General features: G+C 64.7%; 15 protein-coding genes and 1 pseudogene. 3 read left to right on the forward strand and 13 right to left on the reverse strand.

Annotation, left to right across the window (positions count from 1 at the left end; genetic code table 11):
- Positions 1–26: 26 nt before the first annotated feature.
- From AB3L03_RS16285 to pcaF, 5 genes are all read right to left on the reverse strand, one after another.
- Positions 27–1,718 carry a methyl-accepting chemotaxis protein gene (locus AB3L03_RS16285; protein WP_368508908.1) on the reverse strand — a complete coding sequence of 564 codons (1,692 nt, stop codon included), beginning with the start codon at positions 1,716–1,718 and terminating at the stop codon, positions 27–29.
- A gap of 207 nt (positions 1,719–1,925) precedes the next feature.
- A complete protein-coding gene (gene pcaG, locus AB3L03_RS16290) occupies positions 1,926–2,516 on the reverse strand; it encodes a protocatechuate 3,4-dioxygenase subunit alpha (RefSeq protein WP_085349771.1) in 591 nt (196 codons plus the stop codon).
- Positions 2,517–3,218 carry a protocatechuate 3,4-dioxygenase subunit beta gene (gene pcaH, locus AB3L03_RS16295; protein ID WP_085361940.1) on the reverse strand — a complete coding sequence of 234 codons (702 nt, stop codon included), beginning with the start codon at positions 3,216–3,218 and terminating at the stop codon, positions 2,517–2,519.
- A 91-nt stretch (positions 3,219–3,309) separates the two neighbouring features.
- On the reverse strand, positions 3,310–4,203 hold the full coding sequence (locus AB3L03_RS16300; RefSeq protein WP_085349769.1) for a dioxygenase: 894 nt from the start codon (positions 4,201–4,203) through the stop codon (positions 3,310–3,312).
- 193 nt (positions 4,204–4,396) lie between these two features.
- Positions 4,397–5,605, reverse strand: a complete 1,209-nt coding sequence (gene pcaF, locus AB3L03_RS16305; protein ID WP_368508909.1) for a 3-oxoadipyl-CoA thiolase — start codon at positions 5,603–5,605, stop codon at positions 4,397–4,399.
- A 216-nt stretch (positions 5,606–5,821) separates the two neighbouring features.
- Here pcaF and mutS point away from each other — a divergent pair, with 216 nt between their 5' ends.
- Positions 5,822–8,560 carry a DNA mismatch repair protein MutS gene (mutS, locus tag AB3L03_RS16310; protein ID WP_368508910.1) on the forward strand — a complete coding sequence of 913 codons (2,739 nt, stop codon included), beginning with the start codon at positions 5,822–5,824 and terminating at the stop codon, positions 8,558–8,560.
- A gap of 103 nt (positions 8,561–8,663) precedes the next feature.
- On the opposite strand, the gene AB3L03_RS16315 is transcribed toward mutS, so the two are convergent.
- The 6 genes from AB3L03_RS16315 to AB3L03_RS16340 form a co-directional block, all read right to left on the reverse strand.
- A complete protein-coding gene (locus AB3L03_RS16315) occupies positions 8,664–10,340 on the reverse strand; it encodes a PAS domain S-box protein (protein ID WP_368508911.1) in 1,677 nt (558 codons plus the stop codon).
- A 359-nt stretch (positions 10,341–10,699) separates the two neighbouring features.
- The gene (locus AB3L03_RS16320; protein WP_368508912.1) at positions 10,700–11,509 is read right to left on the reverse strand and encodes a hypothetical protein; all 810 of its coding nucleotides are present in this window, start codon (positions 11,507–11,509) and stop codon (positions 10,700–10,702) included.
- Positions 11,510–11,576: 67 nt separating this feature from the next.
- Complete coding sequence (locus AB3L03_RS16325) at positions 11,577–12,086, reverse strand: OsmC family protein (RefSeq protein ID WP_027566043.1); 510 nt, start codon at positions 12,084–12,086, stop codon at positions 11,577–11,579.
- 69 nt (positions 12,087–12,155) lie between these two features.
- Complete coding sequence (locus AB3L03_RS16330) at positions 12,156–12,941, reverse strand: ABC transporter ATP-binding protein (RefSeq protein WP_368508913.1); 786 nt, start codon at positions 12,939–12,941, stop codon at positions 12,156–12,158.
- Positions 12,942–12,945: 4 nt separating this feature from the next.
- Positions 12,946–13,788: an ABC transporter permease gene (locus tag AB3L03_RS16335; RefSeq protein ID WP_204514043.1), complete on the reverse strand. Its 843-nt coding sequence runs from the start codon at positions 13,786–13,788 to the stop codon at positions 12,946–12,948.
- A 231-nt stretch (positions 13,789–14,019) separates the two neighbouring features.
- Complete coding sequence (locus tag AB3L03_RS16340) at positions 14,020–14,991, reverse strand: aliphatic sulfonate ABC transporter substrate-binding protein (RefSeq protein ID WP_204513094.1); 972 nt, start codon at positions 14,989–14,991, stop codon at positions 14,020–14,022.
- 187 nt (positions 14,992–15,178) lie between these two features.
- On the opposite strand from AB3L03_RS16340, the gene AB3L03_RS16345 reads away from it, so the two are divergent.
- The gene (locus AB3L03_RS16345; protein WP_085361945.1) at positions 15,179–17,968 is read left to right on the forward strand and encodes a [protein-PII] uridylyltransferase; all 2,790 of its coding nucleotides are present in this window, start codon (positions 15,179–15,181) and stop codon (positions 17,966–17,968) included.
- A 24-nt stretch (positions 17,969–17,992) separates the two neighbouring features.
- On the opposite strand, the gene AB3L03_RS16350 is transcribed toward AB3L03_RS16345, so the two are convergent.
- Both AB3L03_RS16350 and AB3L03_RS16355 read right to left on the reverse strand, forming a co-directional pair.
- Positions 17,993–18,577 carry a LysR substrate-binding domain-containing protein gene (locus AB3L03_RS16350; protein WP_317246493.1) on the reverse strand — a complete coding sequence of 195 codons (585 nt, stop codon included), beginning with the start codon at positions 18,575–18,577 and terminating at the stop codon, positions 17,993–17,995.
- Positions 18,578–18,763: 186 nt separating this feature from the next.
- Positions 18,764–18,892 (reverse strand): annotated as a pseudogene (locus AB3L03_RS16355) (LysR family transcriptional regulator); the annotation flags it as partial.
- Between the two features lie 190 nt (positions 18,893–19,082).
- Here AB3L03_RS16355 and AB3L03_RS16360 point away from each other — a divergent pair.
- Entirely contained in the window at positions 19,083–19,451 is a 369-nt protein-coding gene (locus AB3L03_RS16360; protein ID WP_085349795.1) for a nuclear transport factor 2 family protein, read from the forward strand.
- Positions 19,452–19,513 lie beyond the last annotated feature (62 nt).

Below are 19,513 nucleotides of genomic sequence, written 5' to 3' on the forward strand. Positions count from 1 at the left end.
CACCAGCAATAGGCATCGCGCCGGGCTCAGGCCGCCGCCGTCGAGTCGCGCACCGTACGCACGACAACCGACCGGAGCTGTTCGAGATTGGCCGCCATGCCGGCGATCGCCTGCCTGACCTCCGCGGCGCGCTCGTTCACGGAGGCGGCGTCGCGGCTGACATCACCGATCTTGGCCGAGACCTCCTTCGCCGCGGAAGTCGATTCGGAAATCGACCGCGTGATCTCGCGCGTCGCGGCGTCCTGCTCTTCCATCGCGGCGGCAACCGAGGTGGCGACGCCGTCGATCTCGACGATGTGGCCTCCCATGGTTTCGACGGCGTCGACGGCGGCTTGCGTCGAGGCCTGGATCTCGGCGATCAGCCGCGCGATCTCCTCGGTGGATTTGGCGGTCTGGTCGGAGAGGGATTTCACTTCGGCGGCGACCACCGCGAAGCCACGGCCGGCCTCCCCGGCGCGCGCCGCCTCGATCGTGGCGTTGAGTGCCAGCAGATTGGTCTGGCCGGCGATGCCGCCGATGAGGTCGGAGACCTCGGCGATCTTCTTCACCGATCCAGCCAGCGTCTGGATGGTCGAGCGCGCCTGTTCCCGACCGGCGACCGCCGATTTTGTAACCGTGCTGGTCCGCGCGACCTGGGTTGCGATCTCGCGGATCGAAGCACTGAGTTCTTCAGCTGCGGCCGAGACGGTCTGCGAGCTGCCGAGGGCCTGGGTGGAGGCGGCTGCGACCGCCTGCGATTGTGTCGAGAGCGACCTTGCGATCTCGGACAGACTGGAGGCGGCACGCTCCACGCCTTGCGTCGCCGCGCTCGCGGTGTCGACCGAGCGGCCGGTCTCGCGCTCGACGGTTTCGGCCATCTGATGCAGGGCCTCACGCTTGGCGAGCGCCGCCTCCTGCTCCTTCTGCAACTGCTCCTCGCGCAGGCGGAAATTCTCGACCGCGGACTGCTTGAACACCAAGAGCGCACCCGCCATCGAGCCGACCTCGTCCTGCCGGTGCGCGAAAGGAATGTCGGCGGCGAGATCGCCGGTCGCGAGCTTTTGCATCGCGCTGGTCATGCGCACGATCGGGCGCATCACGCCGAAGGCGACGCCGAGCAGGCCCGCCGCAATGAAGGCGAGGACGGCGGCGGAGACGCCGAGGAGGATGTAAAGCATCGAGCTGTCGCGGTCCGCGGCCAGCTTCTCCATGTCGGCATTCTGCTTGTTGGCGCTCTCGACGATGCTGTCGATGACGGCGCGATGCGCGGTATAGGCCTCCCTGAGCTGCGCGTAGGCCCGCTCGGAGACGGCCGTATCCTTGGCCTTGAGGGCGGGGAGGAGCTGGTCGGACAACAGCTTCCAGAACTTCTGCACCTCGGCGTCGGATTTCGATACCAGGGTCGTCTTCAGGTCGGCCGAGAGGCTGGAGGTGACCCAGAATGCCTTGCGCTCGTCGTAATCCTTGCGGAGCTGGGCCAGGCGTTCGGCATGGGCCGCCAGCTGGTCGGGCTCGCGCATGGCGAGCGTGGCCTCGAGGTAGGCCTCGATCACATATTCCGGCGGCGGCAGGATGTCGGCGATGAGATCGTTTCCGAGCTTGATATCAGAATAGAGCGGACCGCCGACCTTGAGCTCTTTCAAGGCGTAGAGGCTGGTCGAGACCACGGCGGTAAAGCCGATGGCCAGAACGATGCCGAAAGCAATGATTGCGGAAGAAAGCGAAAGACGAATTTTCATGGAAAAATCCAATGGGCCGCGCTGAATCCCACGGACCCTAAAGGAATACGGTAAACACGGGATTGCATCGCGCGGAAATTGCATCGCGCGAACTCCGGAAAAATACGGGAAATGGCGTCAGGTCAACGGTTTCGGGCAGCGAAGCTTGGGCCCGTCCTCCGCTGTCGTCCCGGATCGGGGCTCCGCCTGTCCGGGACGGCGCTGGGGTCACACGTCGAAAAATACCGTTTCGTTGTCGCCCTGGAGCCGCAGGTCGAGCCGGTACACCGGCTTGCCGGCCTCGCGCACGGCCGTCAGCGTGGCGCGACGGTCGGCAGGCACCACCGCCAGCACGGGATCGGCGGCATTGCCGGCCTCGTCACTGAAATAGATGCGGGTATAGAGATGCCGCAGCATGCCGCGACCAAACACCGCAAGCAGGACATGCGGTGCCTGCGGCTTGCCGTCGGGATCGGGCACCACGCCCGGCTTGATGGTTTCAAAGGAATAATTGCCGTCCTTGTCGGTGCCGCAACGGGCAAAGCCACGGAAGCTCGCATTCGACAGCCCGCGCTTGTCCTGCGGATCCGCGAAGCGCCCCTGCCCATCGGCCTGCCATATCTCCAGCATGACATCGGGCACGGCGACGCCATCGCCGTCGAACACGCGGCCCTCGATCCGGACGCGGTCGCCGGTGACGTCGGGCGTCAGGGTCGAGTTGGTGAACGCATCGTTCCAGGCGTACTCACCGGTCGGCGTCAGGCCGTATTTGAAGAACGGGCCGACGGTCTGCGACGGCGTGATCCCATTGTCCTGCACTTAATGGTTCTCCATAGGCGTGGCGTTCTTGCCGCGCAGCACGATGTCAAAGCGGTAACACAGCGCCCATTCGGGCTGGGTGTTCTCGAGATCAAACGATGACACCATCCGCGCCCGCGCCTTCTCGTCCGGCACCGAATTGAAGATCGGATCGAACGGGAACAGCGGATCGGCCGGGAAGTACATCTGCGTCACGAGACGCGTGACGAAGGAATGGCCGAACACAGAGAGATGGATGTGTGCGGGACGCCAGGCGTTATGATGGTTGCCCCAGGGATAGGCGCCAGGCTTGATGGTGACAAAGCGGTAGTAACCGGAGACGTCGCTCACGGTGCGGCCGGCGCCCGTAAAGTTCGGATCGAGCGGCGCCGGATGCTGGTCGCGGACGTGAACGTAACGGCCGCAGGAATTGGCCTGCCAGATCTCGACCAGCGAGTTCGGCACGCCGCGGCCGTCCTCGTCGCACACATGGCCGTGCACAATAATGCGTTCCCCGAGCGGCTCGCCGGTGTGTTGGGTGGTGAGATCATTGTCGCCCTCGCGAACGGTCTCGTGGCCGTAGACCGGGCCGGTCAGCTCCGACAGTGTATGGCGCATCGGGATCAAGGGCTTGTTCGGCGCCCGCTTGATCGAGCTTTTGTACTCGGGCGACAGCGGCAGCGGATGCGCCGTGTTGCTGTCGACGGGATAGATGAATGTCATTGGCGAACTCCTCCCCGGCCCTTTTCCGACCGGTCAACGCTTCCGCCAATCATTATAGGATATAACTAATTGGGGGAAGCGGCTTTGAGCCCTATTTGATCGGCGGACGCGGCAGGACGGCCTCGCCGGCTTCGAGCCGATAGACATGGTCCAGCGAATACCAGGGCGTCGCGACGTCGCGCTCGGTCGGATGTGGCGTGTCATGGCGCAGGAACTTGCCGATCAGCGCTTTGGTCACGCCGAACTGCACGTCACTATCGATATGCGGGTCGGCGGGGTCGTAGACCTGCGAGATCAGCACCTTGAATCCGGGCTTGAAGACCAACGCGTGCAGGTGCGCGGGACGATAGGGATGCCGGTTCTGCGCCTCCAGGAGGCGGCCGACCACGCCGTCGGTCGGAATGGGATAGCCGACCATCATCACGGAGCGGAACGAGAAGGCTCCGTCCTGGTCGGTCGTAAACTTGCCGCGCAGGTTCATGTCGGCCTGCTCGGGGTCCTGGTTTTCATAAAGACCAACCGGCGACGCGTGCCAGACGTCGACCTCGGCGCCGGCGACGGGACGGCCGTCCTTGTCCACGACGCGGCCGTTGACGAACAGCGGCGCGCCTGGGGTCTCGGAGCGGACGATCGATCCGCCATTTTCCACCCGCGGCGAGTTCAGCCGCCAGAATGGTCCGAGCAGCGACTGGTCGGTCTCCGTGTTGCCCTCATCGCCATTATTCAGCAGGCACACCAGCGGCGAGACGCCGAGCGAGCCTGCCATCAGCACGACCTCATTATGCGTGTCGGTCGAGAGCTTGCCGAGTTCGGCGATAACAGCCGTGGCGTCGCGGAATTCCTTCTCGGTCAGGCGAACGTCGCGAACAAAACCGTGCAGATGCTTGACCAGGGAGACCATGATCTGGCGTAGCCGTGGATCGGATGTCTGCTCCATCACCGCCAAGGCCGCGGCCGTGACGTCCTGCTCGCGCCCGATGATCATGGGATGCTCCCTCACCTTGCGTCATGGCCGGGCTTGTCCCGGCCATCCACGACCTTCTTCTCGCGGCACCAAGAACCGTGGATGCCCGGGCCTTCGCCTCGCCGAAGAGGCTTCGGCCTCGCAGGCGGGACAAGCCCGGGCATGACGAGTCTGGGGCACCCGGCTCCGGGATGACGGCACGCTGCGCGTCCCGTCAGTTCAGCTTCTCGATCGCGACCGCGACGCCCTGACCGACGCCGACGCACATGGTGGCGAGCGCGAGCTTGCCGCCGCGCTTCTCCATGCCGTGCACCGCGGTGAGCGCAAGGCGCGCGCCGCTCATGCCGAGGGGATGACCGAGTGCGATCGCACCGCCATGCGGATTGACGAAGTCGGCATCGTCGGCAACGCCGAGCTGGCGTATGCAGGCGATACCCTGCGAGGCAAAGGCTTCGTTGAGCTCGATCAGGTCGAAATCGCTGATTTTCTTGCCGAGACGTTCCATCAGCTTGCGGGTGGCCGGCACAGGTCCAATGCCCATGATGCGCGGCGGCACGCCGGCCGAGGCGAGGCCGAGGATGCGCGCGCGCGGCGTCAGGCCGTGCTTCTTCACGGCAGCCTCGGACGCCAGGATCATCGCGGCGGCGCCGTCATTGACGCCGGAGGCGTTGCCCGCGGTCACCGTGCCGGGATTGCGCACGATCGGCCTGAGCTTCGTCAGGGCTTCCAGCGTGGTCTCGGGACGCGGATGCTCGTCCTTGTCGACGGTGACAGGGCCGGCCTTGCCGCCGGGAATGGTGATCGGGGTGATTTCTTCGGCGAAATAGCCGGCCGCAATCGCGGCGCCCGCGCGCTGCTGCGAGCGGATCGCGAAGGCGTCCTGATCCGCGCGCGAGACCTGGAATTCCTCGGCGACGTTCTCGCCGGTCTCGGGCATCGCGTCGACGCCATACTGCGCCTTCAGCAGCGGATTGATGAAGCGCCAGCCGATCGTGGTGTCGAAGATCTCAGCCGAGCGCGAGAACGCTTCCTGCGCCTTGCCCATCACGAAGGGCGCGCGCGTCATGGATTCGACGCCGCCCGCAATCGCAAGCTCCATCTCGCCGGAGCGGATGGCGCGGCCGGCGGCACCGACCGCATCGAGACCGGAGGCACAGAGCCGGTTCAGGGTCTGGCCCGGAACGGAATCCGGCAGGCCCGCAAGCAGGAGCGCCATGCGTGCCACGTTGCGGTTGTCCTCGCCGGCCTGGTTGGCACAGCCGAAGAAGACCTCGTCAACCTGTGCCCAATCGAGATTGGGGTGCTTGGCCATCAGTGCCTTGATCGGGGCCGCCGCCAGGTCGTCGGCACGCACCTTGGCGAGCGACCCGCCAAAACGGCCGATCGGGGTCCGCACGGCATCGCAGATAAAGACGTCACGCATGGTTGTTCTCCCTGAATGCCGCGATCCGGCCTAAATTCTTCAATGTCGACGGAGTTTTAGGAGGGCGCCCGCGGCAGGTCAATTGACCGATACGCGCGTGTTCCGAGGGGTGTGCACGCGAGTTGCGCATGCCGCGGTGCGGACAACGTGGAAAACCTCCCCTCTCCGGCCAAAGCGATAGGAGCGCGGGGCGAAATTTTGTAGGTTGCGCCGCCCATGACAATGCAACAACCGATCCCTGCACCGCCTCCCGACGATACGCCCGCGCCGCAGGCGGAAGCTGCCGCGCGCGTCACGCCGATGATGGAACAGTACCTTGAAATCAAGGCGGCACATCAGGGCCTTCTGCTGTTCTACCGGATGGGCGACTTTTACGAGCTGTTCTTCGAGGACGCCGAGATCGCCTCCAGGACACTCGGCATCGTCCTGACCAAGCGCGGCAAGCATCAAGGCGCCGATATCCCGATGTGCGGCGTGCCAGTCGAGCGCTCCGAGGACTATTTGCACCGGCTGATCACCGCCGGGCACCGGGTCGCGGTGTGCGAGCAGACCGAGGATCCCGCGGCGGCGAAAGCACGCGGCAACAAGAGCGTCGTGCGCCGCGGCGTGGTGCGCCTGGTCACGCCGGGCACGCTGACCGAGGACACGCTGCTCGACGCGCGCGCCAACAATTACCTGCTGGCGCTCGCGCGCGCGCGCTCATCGGCGGGCGGTGACCGCTTTGGCCTCGCCTGGATCGACATCTCGACCGCCGAGTTCACGGTGACGGAATGTTCGGGCGGCGAACTCGCCGCCACGCTGGCGCGGATCAATCCGAACGAGGTGATCGTCACCGACGCGCTCTATAACGACAGCGAGCTCGGACAGACCCTGCGCGAGCTGCCGGCGGTGACGCCGCTGACCCGCGACGTCTTCGACGGCGCCACTGCCGAGAAGCGGCTGTGCGACTATTTTGCCGTCGCGACCATGGACGGACTGTCCCAGCTCACGCGGCTGGAAGCCACTGCCGCCGCCGGCGCCGTCACCTATGTTGACCGCACCCAGGTCGGCAAACATCCGCCGCTGTCGCCGCCCGCGCGCGAAGCCTCGGGCGCGACCATGGCGATCGATCCCGCCACCCGCGCCAATCTCGAACTGACGCGGACACTCGCCGGCGAACGCCGCGGCTCGCTGCTCGACGCGATCGACTGCACGGTGACCTCGGCCGGCTCGCGCCTGCTGGCGCAGCGGCTTGCCGCGCCGCTGACCGATGCGGCGGCGATTGCGCGGCGGCTCGATGCCGTCGGCAGCTTCGTTGCCGACTCGGCCGCGCGCGAGGACATCCGCAGCATCCTGCGCGGCGCCCCGGACATGTCGCGGGCGCTGGCCCGTATATCCGTCGGCCGCGGCGGTCCGCGTGACCTCGCCGGCCTGCGCGATGGCATCATCGCCGCCGACCAGGTGCTGACGCGGCTTGACGAACTCGACCAGCCGCCGCAGGAGATCGCCGTCGTGATGGCGGCGCTGCAAAAGCCATCGCGCGAGCTCGCGGCGGAATTCGCCAGGGCGCTCGACGATCAACTGCCGCTGATCAAGCGCGACGGCGGGTTCGTTCGCCAGGGCTATGAGCCTGCGCTGGACGAAACGCGAAATCTGCGCGACGCCTCGCGCCTGGTGGTGGCCTCGATGCAGGCGCGCTACGCCGACAACACGGGTGTGAAGGGGCTCAAGATCCGGCACAACAACGTGCTCGGCTATTTTGTCGAGGTCACCGCGCAGCACGGCGACAAGCTGATGTCGGCGCCGCTGAACGCAACCTTCATCCACCGCCAGACGCTGGCCGGCCAGGTCCGCTTCACCACCTCGGAGCTCGGGGAGATCGAAGCCAAGATCGCCAATGCCGGCGACCGCGCACTCGGGCTCGAGCTCGAGATTTTCGAGCGGCTCTGCGCCAAGGCTTTGGCCATCAGCGAGGAACTGCGCGCCGCCGCTCACGCCTTTGCGCTGCTCGACGTCGCGACGTCGCTTGCCAAGCTGGCGATCGACGAGAACTATGTGCGGCCCGAGGTGGACTCGTCTCTCGGCTTCGCGATCGAGGCGGGCCGCCATCCGGTGGTCGAGCAGGCCTTGAAGCGCAATGGCCAGCCGTTCATCGCCAATGCCTGCGATCTCTCGCCGGGCCCTGCGCAAAAATCCGGCCAGCTCTGGTTGCTGACCGGTCCGAACATGGCGGGTAAGTCGACCTTCCTGCGCCAGAACGCGCTGATTGCGTTGCTCGCCCAGATCGGAAGTTTCGTGCCGGCGACACGCGCGCGGATCGGCATCATCGACCGCCTGTTCTCGCGTGTCGGCGCCGCCGACGATCTCGCCCGCGGCCGTTCCACCTTCATGGTCGAGATGGTCGAGACCGCCGCGATCCTAAACCAGGCCGGCGAGCGTGCGCTCGTGATCCTTGATGAAATCGGCCGCGGCACTGCGACCTTCGACGGCCTCTCGATCGCCTGGGCCGCAATCGAGCACCTGCACGAGAGCAACCGCTGCCGCACGCTGTTCGCGACGCATTACCACGAGCTGACGGCGCTCTCCGCCAAGCTGCCGCGGATGTTCAACGCGACCGTGCGGGTGAAGGAATGGCAGGGCAATGTCGTGTTCCTGCACGAGGTATTGCCGGGTTCGGCCGACCGCTCTTACGGCATCCAGGTCGCCAAGCTCGCGGGCCTGCCGCCGGCCGTGATCACGCGCGCCAAATCGGTGCTGGCGAAGCTGGAAGCCCAGGACCGCGGCCAGACCGCGCGCGCGCTTGCTGACGATCTGCCGCTGTTCGCAGTGCCCTCGCGCGCCGCCGCAGAAGTCACACCGCCGAGCGAGGCCGAACTGCTGATGGACGCGGTGAAGGCGCTGCATCCGGACGAGATGTCGCCACGCGAAGCGCTCGATGCGCTGTATGCGTTGAAGGCCAAGCTGCCGAAGCAGTGACGGTGCCGCAGGGTGGGTTAGCCGAAGGCGTAACCCGCCACCTTTGTCAGCGCGCGAGAAGTGGCGGGTTACGCTTCGCTAACCCACCCTATGCTTCTGAACGCTACGCCCTCGCCGCGATCGCCGCCGCTTCCGCTGCGGCGCGCTGCATGCTGGTCGACATCTCGTTGGTCACCGTGCTCTGCTCTTCGATCGCCGCGGCCGTCGACGTCACATATTCGCTGACGTTGCTGATGGCCGTCTTGATCGAAGCCAGGGCGGTGACGACGTCTCCAGAGATGCCGTTGAGGCTACCGATCTCAGCGCCGATCTTGTCAGTGGCCTGCTTGGCTTGGTTGGCGAGGCTCTTGACCTCCGAGGCCACCACCGCAAAGCCCCGACCGGCTTCGCCGGCGCGGGCGGATTCGATGGTGGCGTTAAGTGCCAGGAGGTTGATCTGCCCGGTGATGTTGTTGATGAGCTCGACGATCCCGCTCATCGCCAGCGCCGCTTCAGTGAGGCGCTGGGCCTGGGCATCAGCGGACGCGACCTGCTCCACCGCGCTCATCGCCGTCTCGCGCGATTTGGTCATGGCCTCGGAAATCTCCCGCACCGAGGCGTTCAGCTCTTCCGATCCGGCGGCGACCGATTCCATCATGCCGCGGACGCGCTCGTTGCCCATGCGGACCAGCACCTGTTTCGTGACGTCGGTCGCATATTTCATGACCTTGAACGGCTTGCCGTTGAGATCCATGATCGGATTGTAGGAGGCCTGGATATAGACCTCCCTGCCGCCCTTGCCGATGCGCTTGTATTCGGCCGCCTGATACTGGCCGCGGTTGAGCGCCGCCCAGAACTCGCGATAGCCATTGCCATCGCGCTCCGAGGGCTCGACAAACATGCTGTGGTGCTTGCCCTTGATCTCAGCCAGCGAATAGCCGAGGGCGCCGAGGAAATTGGCGTTGGCGGCGATGATCGTGCCGTCCATGTTGAACTCGATCACCGCCTGCGCCTTCTCGATCGCCGAGATCTGGCCCGCAAGGTCGGCATTCTTCAGCTTCTCCGCCGTGACGTCGGTCGCGAACTTGGCGACGCCGGAGGGCTTGCCGTTCTCATCGAGTAGCGGATTGTAGGAGGCGAGAATCCAGACCTCGCGGCCGCCCTTGCCGATGCGCTTGAAGTCGCCAGCCTGGTATTCGCCGCGGTTGAGCTTGGCCCAGAACTCGCGATAGGCCGCGCCGTCGCGCTCGGCCTGGGGCATGAAGAGGCTGTGATGCTTGCCCTGGATCTCGGTCAGCGAATAGCCAAGCGCGTTGCAGAAATTCTCGTTGGCCGTGACGATGGTGCCGTCGAGCTTGAACTCGATCACGGCCTGGGCGCGGCCGATAGCGGCGATCTTCGAAGAGTCCGTCATGCTCCGGATCTTCTTCTCGGTGATTTCGGTCGCAATCTTGGCGACCATCACCGTCTTGCCGTTGCCGTCGAGCACCGGATTGTAGGATGCCTCGATCCAGATCTCACGGCCGCCCTTCGCGATCCGCTTGAACTCGCTTGCCTGATACTCGCCGCGGTTCAATTCAGCCCAGAACGCCTTGTACTCGGCGCCGTCGCGCTGGTCGGCCGGCATGAACATGGCGTGCTTCTTTCCCTTGATTTCGTCGAGGGAATAGCCGAGGGCGTTCAAGAAATTTTGGTTGGCGGTCAGGATCGTGCCGTCCATGGCAAACTCGATCATGGCCTGCGAGCGGCCGATGGCTGCGAGCTGAGCATCCGCGTCGTTGCGGGACTTGCGACCAAACATCAGTGAATCTCCGAAATCATGAAATTGCGTGACGGGATCAGGGGACGTGACGGCGCGGCACACGCGCCGAATTCCAATCGAAACTTCCGCCGGTAAAACTCGCATTGCGAAGACCGAGGCGGGTATGCAGAATAATTCAGTACCCATAAGACTCGAATAAAGTGCTAACGAATTCTGCGAAAGGCGATGGCCGACAAAGCAGCCTAAAGCTGCACGACGGCGCGCCTTACACGCTGCTCGGTCGGCGCTGCGACTTGAAATGGCCTTGGTCCTTCAGGAGTTTGAAGGAAAGCGTCTCGTGACCGGTCATGGCGAGTTTGCTACGGAAGTATCCGACGCCGTGCCGCATGGCCGTAGTGTCACGGTACTTGTCGCGCCTTGTGCTGCGTACGCCGCCCGATCCCCCACAGCGTCAGATTCCAAACGATGCACGTGGCGAGAGCAAGCCCAAGACCGACGGCGGAGTCGAACCACGCCACCGCCCCGTGCAACACCGCGATCGCCATTCCGAATCCGAGTAGGCCCCAGGCCGAATTGGCCAGCACCGCGGCGGTCGGCGGACCGCCGATGCGCGGATGCAGGATCACCATGATGCTGGAGAACACCACCGGGTACAGCGCGATGATGCCGCTAATCCGGGGGCCGACCCAGCCCGACGTCGAGACGACGATGGCAACCAGGGTCGCGACCAGCGCCGCCCGCATCAGAACGTCGTACCAGCGCCGCGTCACCAGCGGCATCTTCACGTGGCGATAGCCCGCGAGCAGCGGAATACAGATGCCGAACGCGATCAGATTGGCGGCGAGCCCGGCGGTGAGCGGCCAGTCGAACTGCTTGATGATCGAGGCGAACACGATCCAGACCGCGACCGCGCTTCCGCAACTCACCAGAAGGCTGCGCCGCTGCGCCAGCACCACATAGGTGAGACACATGAAGATCGTCGCGGCATTGACCGGCAAGCTCGACAGCGCGCCCTGCGCGATGAAGGCGGCATCGTGGTCGAGCGCGAGGAAGACGTAGGATGGCCCGGCCGAAACCGGCAAGGTCGCGACCAGCGCGCCGATCACCGGCCCTGAGCGCTCGGTGATGATCGACGCCGTCACGACGAACGCCGCCGCAACCATCATGCGCAGAACGAGGATGAGGATGAAGTGGAGCTCGGGGGACATTTTTTTCTTTTGTCGTCCCGGGCTTCGCCGAGACGACACGAATTGTTGGGCGAGCGGCCTTCGCTCGCTACATCCGCTGCATCGACACCGAGACCTTCGGGCCGTTCTTGATGGTCTGATAGACCACGCAGTAGCGCTCGGTGAGCTTGAGCAGCAGGTCGAGCTTGTCTTGCGGCGCATCAGTATCGACGTCGAAGCGCAGACGTATCTCGGCGAAGCCGACCGGCGTCTCCTTGTCGACGCCGAGCGTGCCGCGGAAATCGAGATCGCCCTCGGCGTAGACGTTGCCGGTCTTCAAGGGCACCTCGATCGCGGTCGCGACCGATTTCAGCGTGACGCCGGCGCAGGCGACCAGCGCCTCGAGCAGCATGTCGCCCGAGCAGAGCTCCAGGCCGGAGCCGCCAGTCGCGGGATGCAGGCCGGCCATCGCGATGGCGCGGCCGGTCTCGACCTTGCAGGCGATGCCCTCGCTGTCGGTCGAGCCCTTGGCCTTCAACGTGATCATCGCGGTCTTGGGGTCGGTCTTGTAGCGCTCCTTGATCGGGGCCTGCATCTGGCGCAGTGCTGCGGCGTCCATTTTGTCTCTCCCGGGAAAATCGTCTCTACGAAGTACCGGCTTGCGATGTACCGGCTCGGAGCGAAATTGTCACCACCACATGGCCTGACCGGGACCCTGGGTTGCGTCACGGTCGGGCACGTTGCGGTCGAGCGAACGGTCGAGTGACGTCAGCACACTTCGCTTGAAATTCTCGAACAGCGGCGAATTGCGGTCGCGTGGCCTGCCCAGGTTGATCTCGATCTGGTCGAACAGCCGGCCCGGCCGCGGCCGCATCACCAGCACGCGGTCAGCCAGCACCACGGCCTCGTCGACGTCATGGGTGACGAGGATGAGCGTCGGCCGCGTGTCGGCCCAGAGATCGAGCAGATGATCCTGGAGGTCCCTGCGGGTGAAGGCATCGAGCGCCGAGAACGGTTCGTCGAGCAAGAGCACCTCGGGCTGCGGCACCAGTGCGCGGGCAATCGCGACGCGCTGTGCCTGCCCGCCCGAGAGCTCGCGCGGCCAGGCCTGCGCTTTCTCGGCGAGCCCGACACGCTCGAGCGCACGCGCCACCTTTTCACGCCGCTCGGTGGCGGGCCCATCGGCAAGACCAAAGCCGATATTGTCGGCGACGCTGAGCCAGGGCAGCAGCCGCGGCTCCTGGAAGATGATGCCGATCTTGGCATGCGGCGAGGCGATCGCCTCGTTGTCGAGCGTCACCGTGCCCGAGCTTGCGCGGTCGAGGCCCGCGATGGCGCGCAGCAGCGTGGACTTGCCGCAGCCCGAGCCGCCAATGATGGCGACGATCTCGCCTTGCCTGATCTCGGCCGAAAAGCGCGCCAGCGCCTGCACGCCGTTGGGATAGGTCTTGCTGACCCGGTCGAGCGCCAGCATCGCCTTATGCTCCCGTCGTACGCCCGAAGGCGTCCTGCCAGCGCAGGAAGGGCGCAGCCGCGATCTCGATCAGCCAATCCGTGAGCTTGCCGAGGATCGCGAAGATCACGATGGCGGCGAGGATCTGCGCGGGCTTGCCGAGCTGCTGGCCGTCGAGCAGGAGATAGCCGAGGCCTTCGGACGCGCCGATCAGCTCGGCCGCCACCACGAACATCCAGCCCAGACCAAGACCGACGCGCAAGGACACGACATAGGCCGGCAGCACCGCGGGCAGCAGGATACGGCGGATCATGGCAGGCCCGGAGAGACGGAATGTGCGACCGACCTCGACGATCTTGCGATCGACGATGAGGATCGCGCCCATCACGCCGAGATAGACCGGAAAGAACACGCCGACCGCGATCAGCGCGATCTTCGAGGTCTCGAAAATGCCGAGCCAGAGGATGAACAGCGGCACCCAGGCCAGCGACGGGATCGCGCGCAGCGCTTGCACGGTCGGGTCGAGCAGCCGCCGCGCCAGCGACCAATAGCCGGATATGGCGCCGAGCAAGGTGCCCGCGACCACCCCGAACGCGAAGCCGAGGCCGACACGCCACAGCGTTGCGGCGATGTGACGGAACAGTTCGCCGGAGCGTGCAAGATCAACGACGGTGGCGAACACGCGCGAGGGCGGCGGCACCAGCCGGCCGTTGGACCAGCCGGACCAGACCACGAGTTCCCAGCCAAGCGCGAGGGTCAGTGGCAACAGCAATCCCAGCGTCGGCCCCGCATAGCGCGACAGCCGCGAGGGCGCGGCGCTCTCGGCCGGTTCCGTAGTCTGTTGCAGCACTGGCGCGTCAGAGATCATGGCCGGTAGGAAGCGCGTCTTGTGCGGGATTGCAAGGGCGCGCGGCATTCTCGGCGTCGTCCCGGACAAGCGCAGCGAAGCCGAGCGCAGATCCGGGACCCATAACCACGGGAAGGCGTGGCTACGGGGGCTTGGAGTTGCCCCTTTGGCGCCAAACCACTTCCTGTGGTTATGGGTCCCGGGCTCGCTTCGCGCCCCGGGACGACGACCGAGTTTGCCGCCCGCCTGCCTTTAATTCGTCGGCAGCGGCACCTGATCGTCGATCAGCCCATCCAGCGTCGCCTTCACGTCGACCTTGGCGTCGACGACGCCGGCCTGTTGCAGGGCGAGGCCCGCGGCGAGGATCGATTCGCGCTGGGGCGCGCCGATGCGGCTGTGGGTCAGCTCGGTGCGCTCCTTGAGTTGCTTATCGACGACAGGCTCCGGCAGCTTGGTCACGGCGATGAAGGTCTTCTTGAGCTCGTCGTAATTCGCGAGCGAATATTTGCGCGCTTCTTCGTACACCGCGAGCACGCGGCGGGCGGCGTCCGGATAGTCTTTCAAAAACTGCTCGCGCACATTGAGGATGCCCCAAGTGTTGGCGTCGGCCTTGCGATAGAACAGTTTCGCGCCGTCCTCGACCTCGGCCTGCGCCATCATCGGATCGAGCCCGGCCCACGCATCGACGTCGCCGCGGATCAGCGCGGTCTTGCCGTCGGCGTGCTGGAGCAGCACCGGCGTGATGTCCTTTTCGGTGAGACCTGCGCCAAGCAATGCGCGCACCAGGAAGATGTGCGGATCGGTGCCGCGCGTCACCGCGACCCGCTTGCCCTTGAGATCGGCGACACTAGCAATCTTGGAATCCTTTGATGTCACCAACGCCGTCCATTCGGGACGCGAATAGACGTAGATCGACTTGATCGGGTTGCCGTTGATACGCGCGACCAGCGCCGCCGAGCCCGCGGTCGAGCCGAAGTCGATCGAGCCCGCATTGAGGAATTCGAGCGCCTTGTTGGAGCCGGCCGACTGCACCCAGGTGACGGTGATGCCGTCCTTGGCGAACTCCTTTTCCAGGAGCCCCTTCTGCTTCAGGACCATCGACACCGGATTATAGGTCGCCCAGTCGATACGGATTTCCTTGAGCGGATCCGCCGCCCGCGCCGCGGGGGACATGGCAAGAGCGACCGCTCCCGCCAACAGTATGCGTCGTGTAATCCTGGTCATGCCCGACCTCCTCAAAACTTCATTGTTTTTCAATGAGTTAGATCTAGAAATCAACGAGAAAATCCATCCCTCGAAAGCGCGCCGGCTGAGAACAGCTTTGCCCAAAGCCGCACCTTTCCAGCATGGAACGACTATTGCGAGAGAATGGCGGGTGACAGCGCCGGCCGCCTCTTATATCCGGTGAGACATGGACAGCGTCGCGACTGAACACAAGGCCGAGGTGGACGATCGCTTCGACACCGCGCGGATCACCGCCGCGGTCGATGCGCTTGCCGAGAAGCACCAGGGACGCGAGGACGCGTTCCGCACGGCCATGGCGCAACTGCTCAAGGCCGAGCTGATTGCCTCGCGCGCTGCGGCACAGACGATCCTGCTGAAGGACCGTCACGGCCGGCGCTGCGCCGAGCGGCTGTGCCACGTGCAGGACGAGATCATCCGCATCCTGTATTCGGCCGCGACCCGCCATCTCTACCGCTCGCCGATTCCGAGCGGTGCCGAGCGCATGGCAGTGGTGGCGACCGGCGGCTATGGCCGCGGCCTGATGGCCCCCGAGTCCGACATCGATCTGCTCTTCATCCTGCCCTACAAGCAGACCGCCTGGGGCGAGCAGGTCGCCGAGGCCATTCTCTATTGCCTCTGGGACATGGGGCTGAAGGTCGGTCACGCCACGCGCTCGGTCGACGAGTCGATCCGGCAGGCGCGCGGCGACATGACCATCCGCACCGCGATCCTGGAGACGCGCTTCCTTACCGGAGACCGGCCGCTCTATGACGAGCTGGTTGCCCGCTTCGACAAGGAGGTCGTGCAAGGCACCGCGTCCGAGTTCGTCACCGCGAAACTCGCCGAGCGTGAGGAGCGGCATCGCCGCGGCGGCCAATCGCGTTATCTGGTCGAACCCAACGTCAAGGACGGCAAGGGTGCGCTCCGCGACCTGCACACGCTGTTCTGGATCGCGAAGTACGTCTACCGCGTGAGCGACACCGACGAACTGGTCGACCGCGGCGTGTTCGACGCGCAGGAATACCGCACCTTCCGCCGCTGCGCCGACTTCCTCTGGTCGGTGCGCTGCAATCTTCACTTTTACTCCGGTCGCCCTGAAGAGCGCCTCTCCTTCGACCTCCAGCGCGAGATCGCCGTCCGGCTCGGCTACACCTCGCATCCCGGCATGCAGGACGTCGAACGCTTCATGAAGCACTACTTCCTGGTCGCCAAGGAAGTCGGCAACCTCACCGCCATCCTCTGCGCCAAGCTCGAGGACCAGCAGGCCAAGCCCGCGCCGGTGCTGAGCCGGATGATGGCGCGGCTGCGCCCCACCGCGGTGAAGCGGCGAGTGCCCGACAGCGACGACTTCATCGTCGACAACAACCGCATCAACGTCGCCGCGCCCGACGTGTTCAAGCATGATCCGGTCAATTTGATCCGCATCTTCCGTCTGGCGCAGAAGAACAATCTCGCCTTCCACCCGGACGCGATGCGCGACGTGACGCGTTCGCTCGGCCTGATCAACGCGCAGATGCGCGAGAATCCCGAAGCCAACCGGCTGTTGATGGAGATCCTGACATCCGACAACGCGGAAATCGTGCTGCGGCGGATGAACGAGACCGGCGTGCTCGGCCATTTCATCCGTGCCTTCGGCAAGATCGTCTCGATGATGCAGTTCAACATGTATCATCACTACACCGTCGACGAGCATTTGATCCGCTGCGTCGGGTTCCTCCAGGACATCGAACGCGGCGGCATCGAGGAATTCGCGGTGGCGAGCGACCTGATGCGCAAGATCCGGCCGGAGCATCGCTCCGTGATCTACATTGCGACGCTGCTGCACGACGTCGCCAAGGGCCGGCCCGAGGATCACTCGATCGCCGGCGCCAAGGTGGCGCGACGGCTCTGCCCGCGGCTCGGCTTCAGTCCGGCCGACACCGAGCTCGTGGCCTGGCTGATCGAGGAGCATCTGACGATGTCCACGGTCGCACAGTCGCGCGATCTCTCCGACCGCAAGACCATCGAGAATTTCGCCGCCGTGGTGCAGTCGGTCGAGCAGATGAAGCTCTTGACGATCCTGACCACCGCCGACATCCGCGGCGTCGGCCCAGGCGTGTGGAACGGCTGGAAGGCGCAGCTCTTGCGCTCGCTGTACTACGAGACCGAACCGGTGCTGACGGGTGGCTTCTCGGAGGTAGACCGCGGCAAGCGGCTCACGGCCGCGTATGCCGAATTCCGTAACGCCTTCGCGGAATGGCCGGCGGAAGAGCTCGACGCCTATATCGCCCGGCACTATCCGGCCTATTGGCTCAAGGTCGAGCTGCCGCGCAAGATCCGCCACGCGCGCTTCGTCCGTGCCAGCGAGCAGGCGGGCCACAAGCTCGCGATCAATGTCGGCTTCGACGAGGTGCGTGGCGTCACCGAGCTGACCATCTTCGCCGCCGACCATCCCTGGCTGCTGTCGATCATCGCAGGCGCCTGTGCCTCGGCCGGTGCCAACATCGTCGATGCCCAGATCTACACCACGACCGACGGTCGCGCGCTCGACACCATCTCGATTTCCAGGGAATACGACCGCGACGAGGACGAGGGACGGCGCGCCACACGCATCGGCGAGATGATCGAGGACGTGCTGGAAGGCAAGCTGCGTCTGCCCGAAGTGGTGGCCCGGCGCACCGTGCGCGGCAAGGCGCGGCCGTTCGTGATCGAGCCGGAAGTGACCATCAACAACCAATGGTCCGACCGCTACACAGTGATCGAAATGTCCGGCCTCGACCGCCCCGGGCTGCTCTACGAGCTGACCACCGCGATCTCGAAGCTCAACCTCAACATCGCCTCGGCCCATGTCGCGACCTTCGGCGAGCGCGCGCGCGACGTGTTCTACGTCACCGATCTCCTGGGCGCACAGATCAGCGCGCCGACACGTCAGGCCGCGATCAAGAGCGCGCTGACCCACGTGATGGCCGGCGACAAGGCGGTTCAGCCAGCGGCCTGACTTCTCTCGTCATTCCCCGCTGAATCATCGCGCCGACTTTTGTTCGGAGAATCGCAGCGCGTTCACCAGCGCAGACAGCGTCGCCGGTTGATGCCGACGACTGGGATAATACATGAAGAAGCCCGGAATTGGCGGAGTCCAATCCTCCAGCACCCGGACAAGGCGGCGCTTCGCAACATATTCGGCGACCTGCTCTTCATAAGCGAGTCCCACACCAACCCCGGCGAGCGCCGCCTGGATCACCAAGTGGGTATCGTCAATGATGAGTGGGCCGTTCACGTTGATCGTGACCGACTTTCGTCCCTGCTGAAACTCCCACCGATATGGTCCACCCGCAAGACGCAGCGTAATGCACCGATGATCGTTCAGATCCTTTGGTTTCTTGGGGATGCTTCGTGAAGCGAAATAGCTTGGCGAGCCCACTACCGCCAATCGCAGTTCGGGCGTGAGGCGAACCGCGATCATATCCTTTTGAATGTACTCGCCAAGCTGGATACCGGCATCGAACTCGCCTGCAACAAGGTCCACGGGGCCAGTGACGGTAACAACGTCCAGAACGATGTCCGGGTAGGACTCAGCGAAAGCTCTCAACCGCGGCAACAACACCATCACGGCAGCTGATCGTGACATTACGATTCGGAGACGACCTTCGGGTCGCTGCCGAACACTTCGGGCCTTGTCGAGGGCGTGACGAATTTGCTCAAGCGCCGGAGACAAGTCTTCCAAAAGAGCTGCCCCCGCAGCGGTTGGCGCAACGCTCTTGGTTGTTCGAGCGAGCAGCTGCAGCTCAAGCCGTTGCTCAAGCCTCCGGATTGTGTGACTCAAGGCAGACTGAGACACACCCAGCTTTATCGCAGCGCGCGTAAAGCTTCGTTCACTAGCCACGATTGCGAACGTCGCGAGCTCGTTCAATTCGTTTGTCATCGTCTATGAATATCGATCATAAGCCCATGCCGTGCAAGTCGGCTGGCTTCATAAACAACTATGCCGTAGGCTCCCACCCGCAATTCGACGACTTACGGTGCTTTTCTGCACGGGGCGCCAGGCTGACGCTCGGCACGGCTGGCCGGGCCGGGCCGCATGAATGCCCGGTGTAACGGCTTTGAGGATGACAATGAATACGGACGTTCCCGCCTTGCACTCCCTTGCGCAAACCTATTTCGATGCTGCCTATGAAATGGATGCCGAGAAATTTGCATCCATATTTCACCCCTTGAGTTCCGTGACGAAGGTCGCCGAGGACGGCAACGTGGGCGTGACGCCGATTGCGACCTGGCTGGCAGCGGTCCGCGACATGAAAGCTCCAAAGCAACAGGGCTTCGAGCGAGACGATCAGATCCTGTCGACGGATGTTGAAGGAGAGCTCGCGCTTTTGAAGGTGAAATTGCGCATCCCGCCGCGTTACTTCACAGACCTGTTGTCGTGCTTGAAGGTGAACGGGACTTGGAAGATCGTGCAGAAAGTAATGACGTCGAACGTCTGATGGATTCGGTCACGGCGGGGGAGAGCGGCCGAAGGCTCGCTCGACGGCCCATCGCCGGCCGC

This window comes from Bradyrhizobium lupini (assembly GCF_040939785.1).
GTDB classification, from domain to species: domain Bacteria; phylum Pseudomonadota; class Alphaproteobacteria; order Rhizobiales; family Xanthobacteraceae; genus Bradyrhizobium; species Bradyrhizobium canariense_D.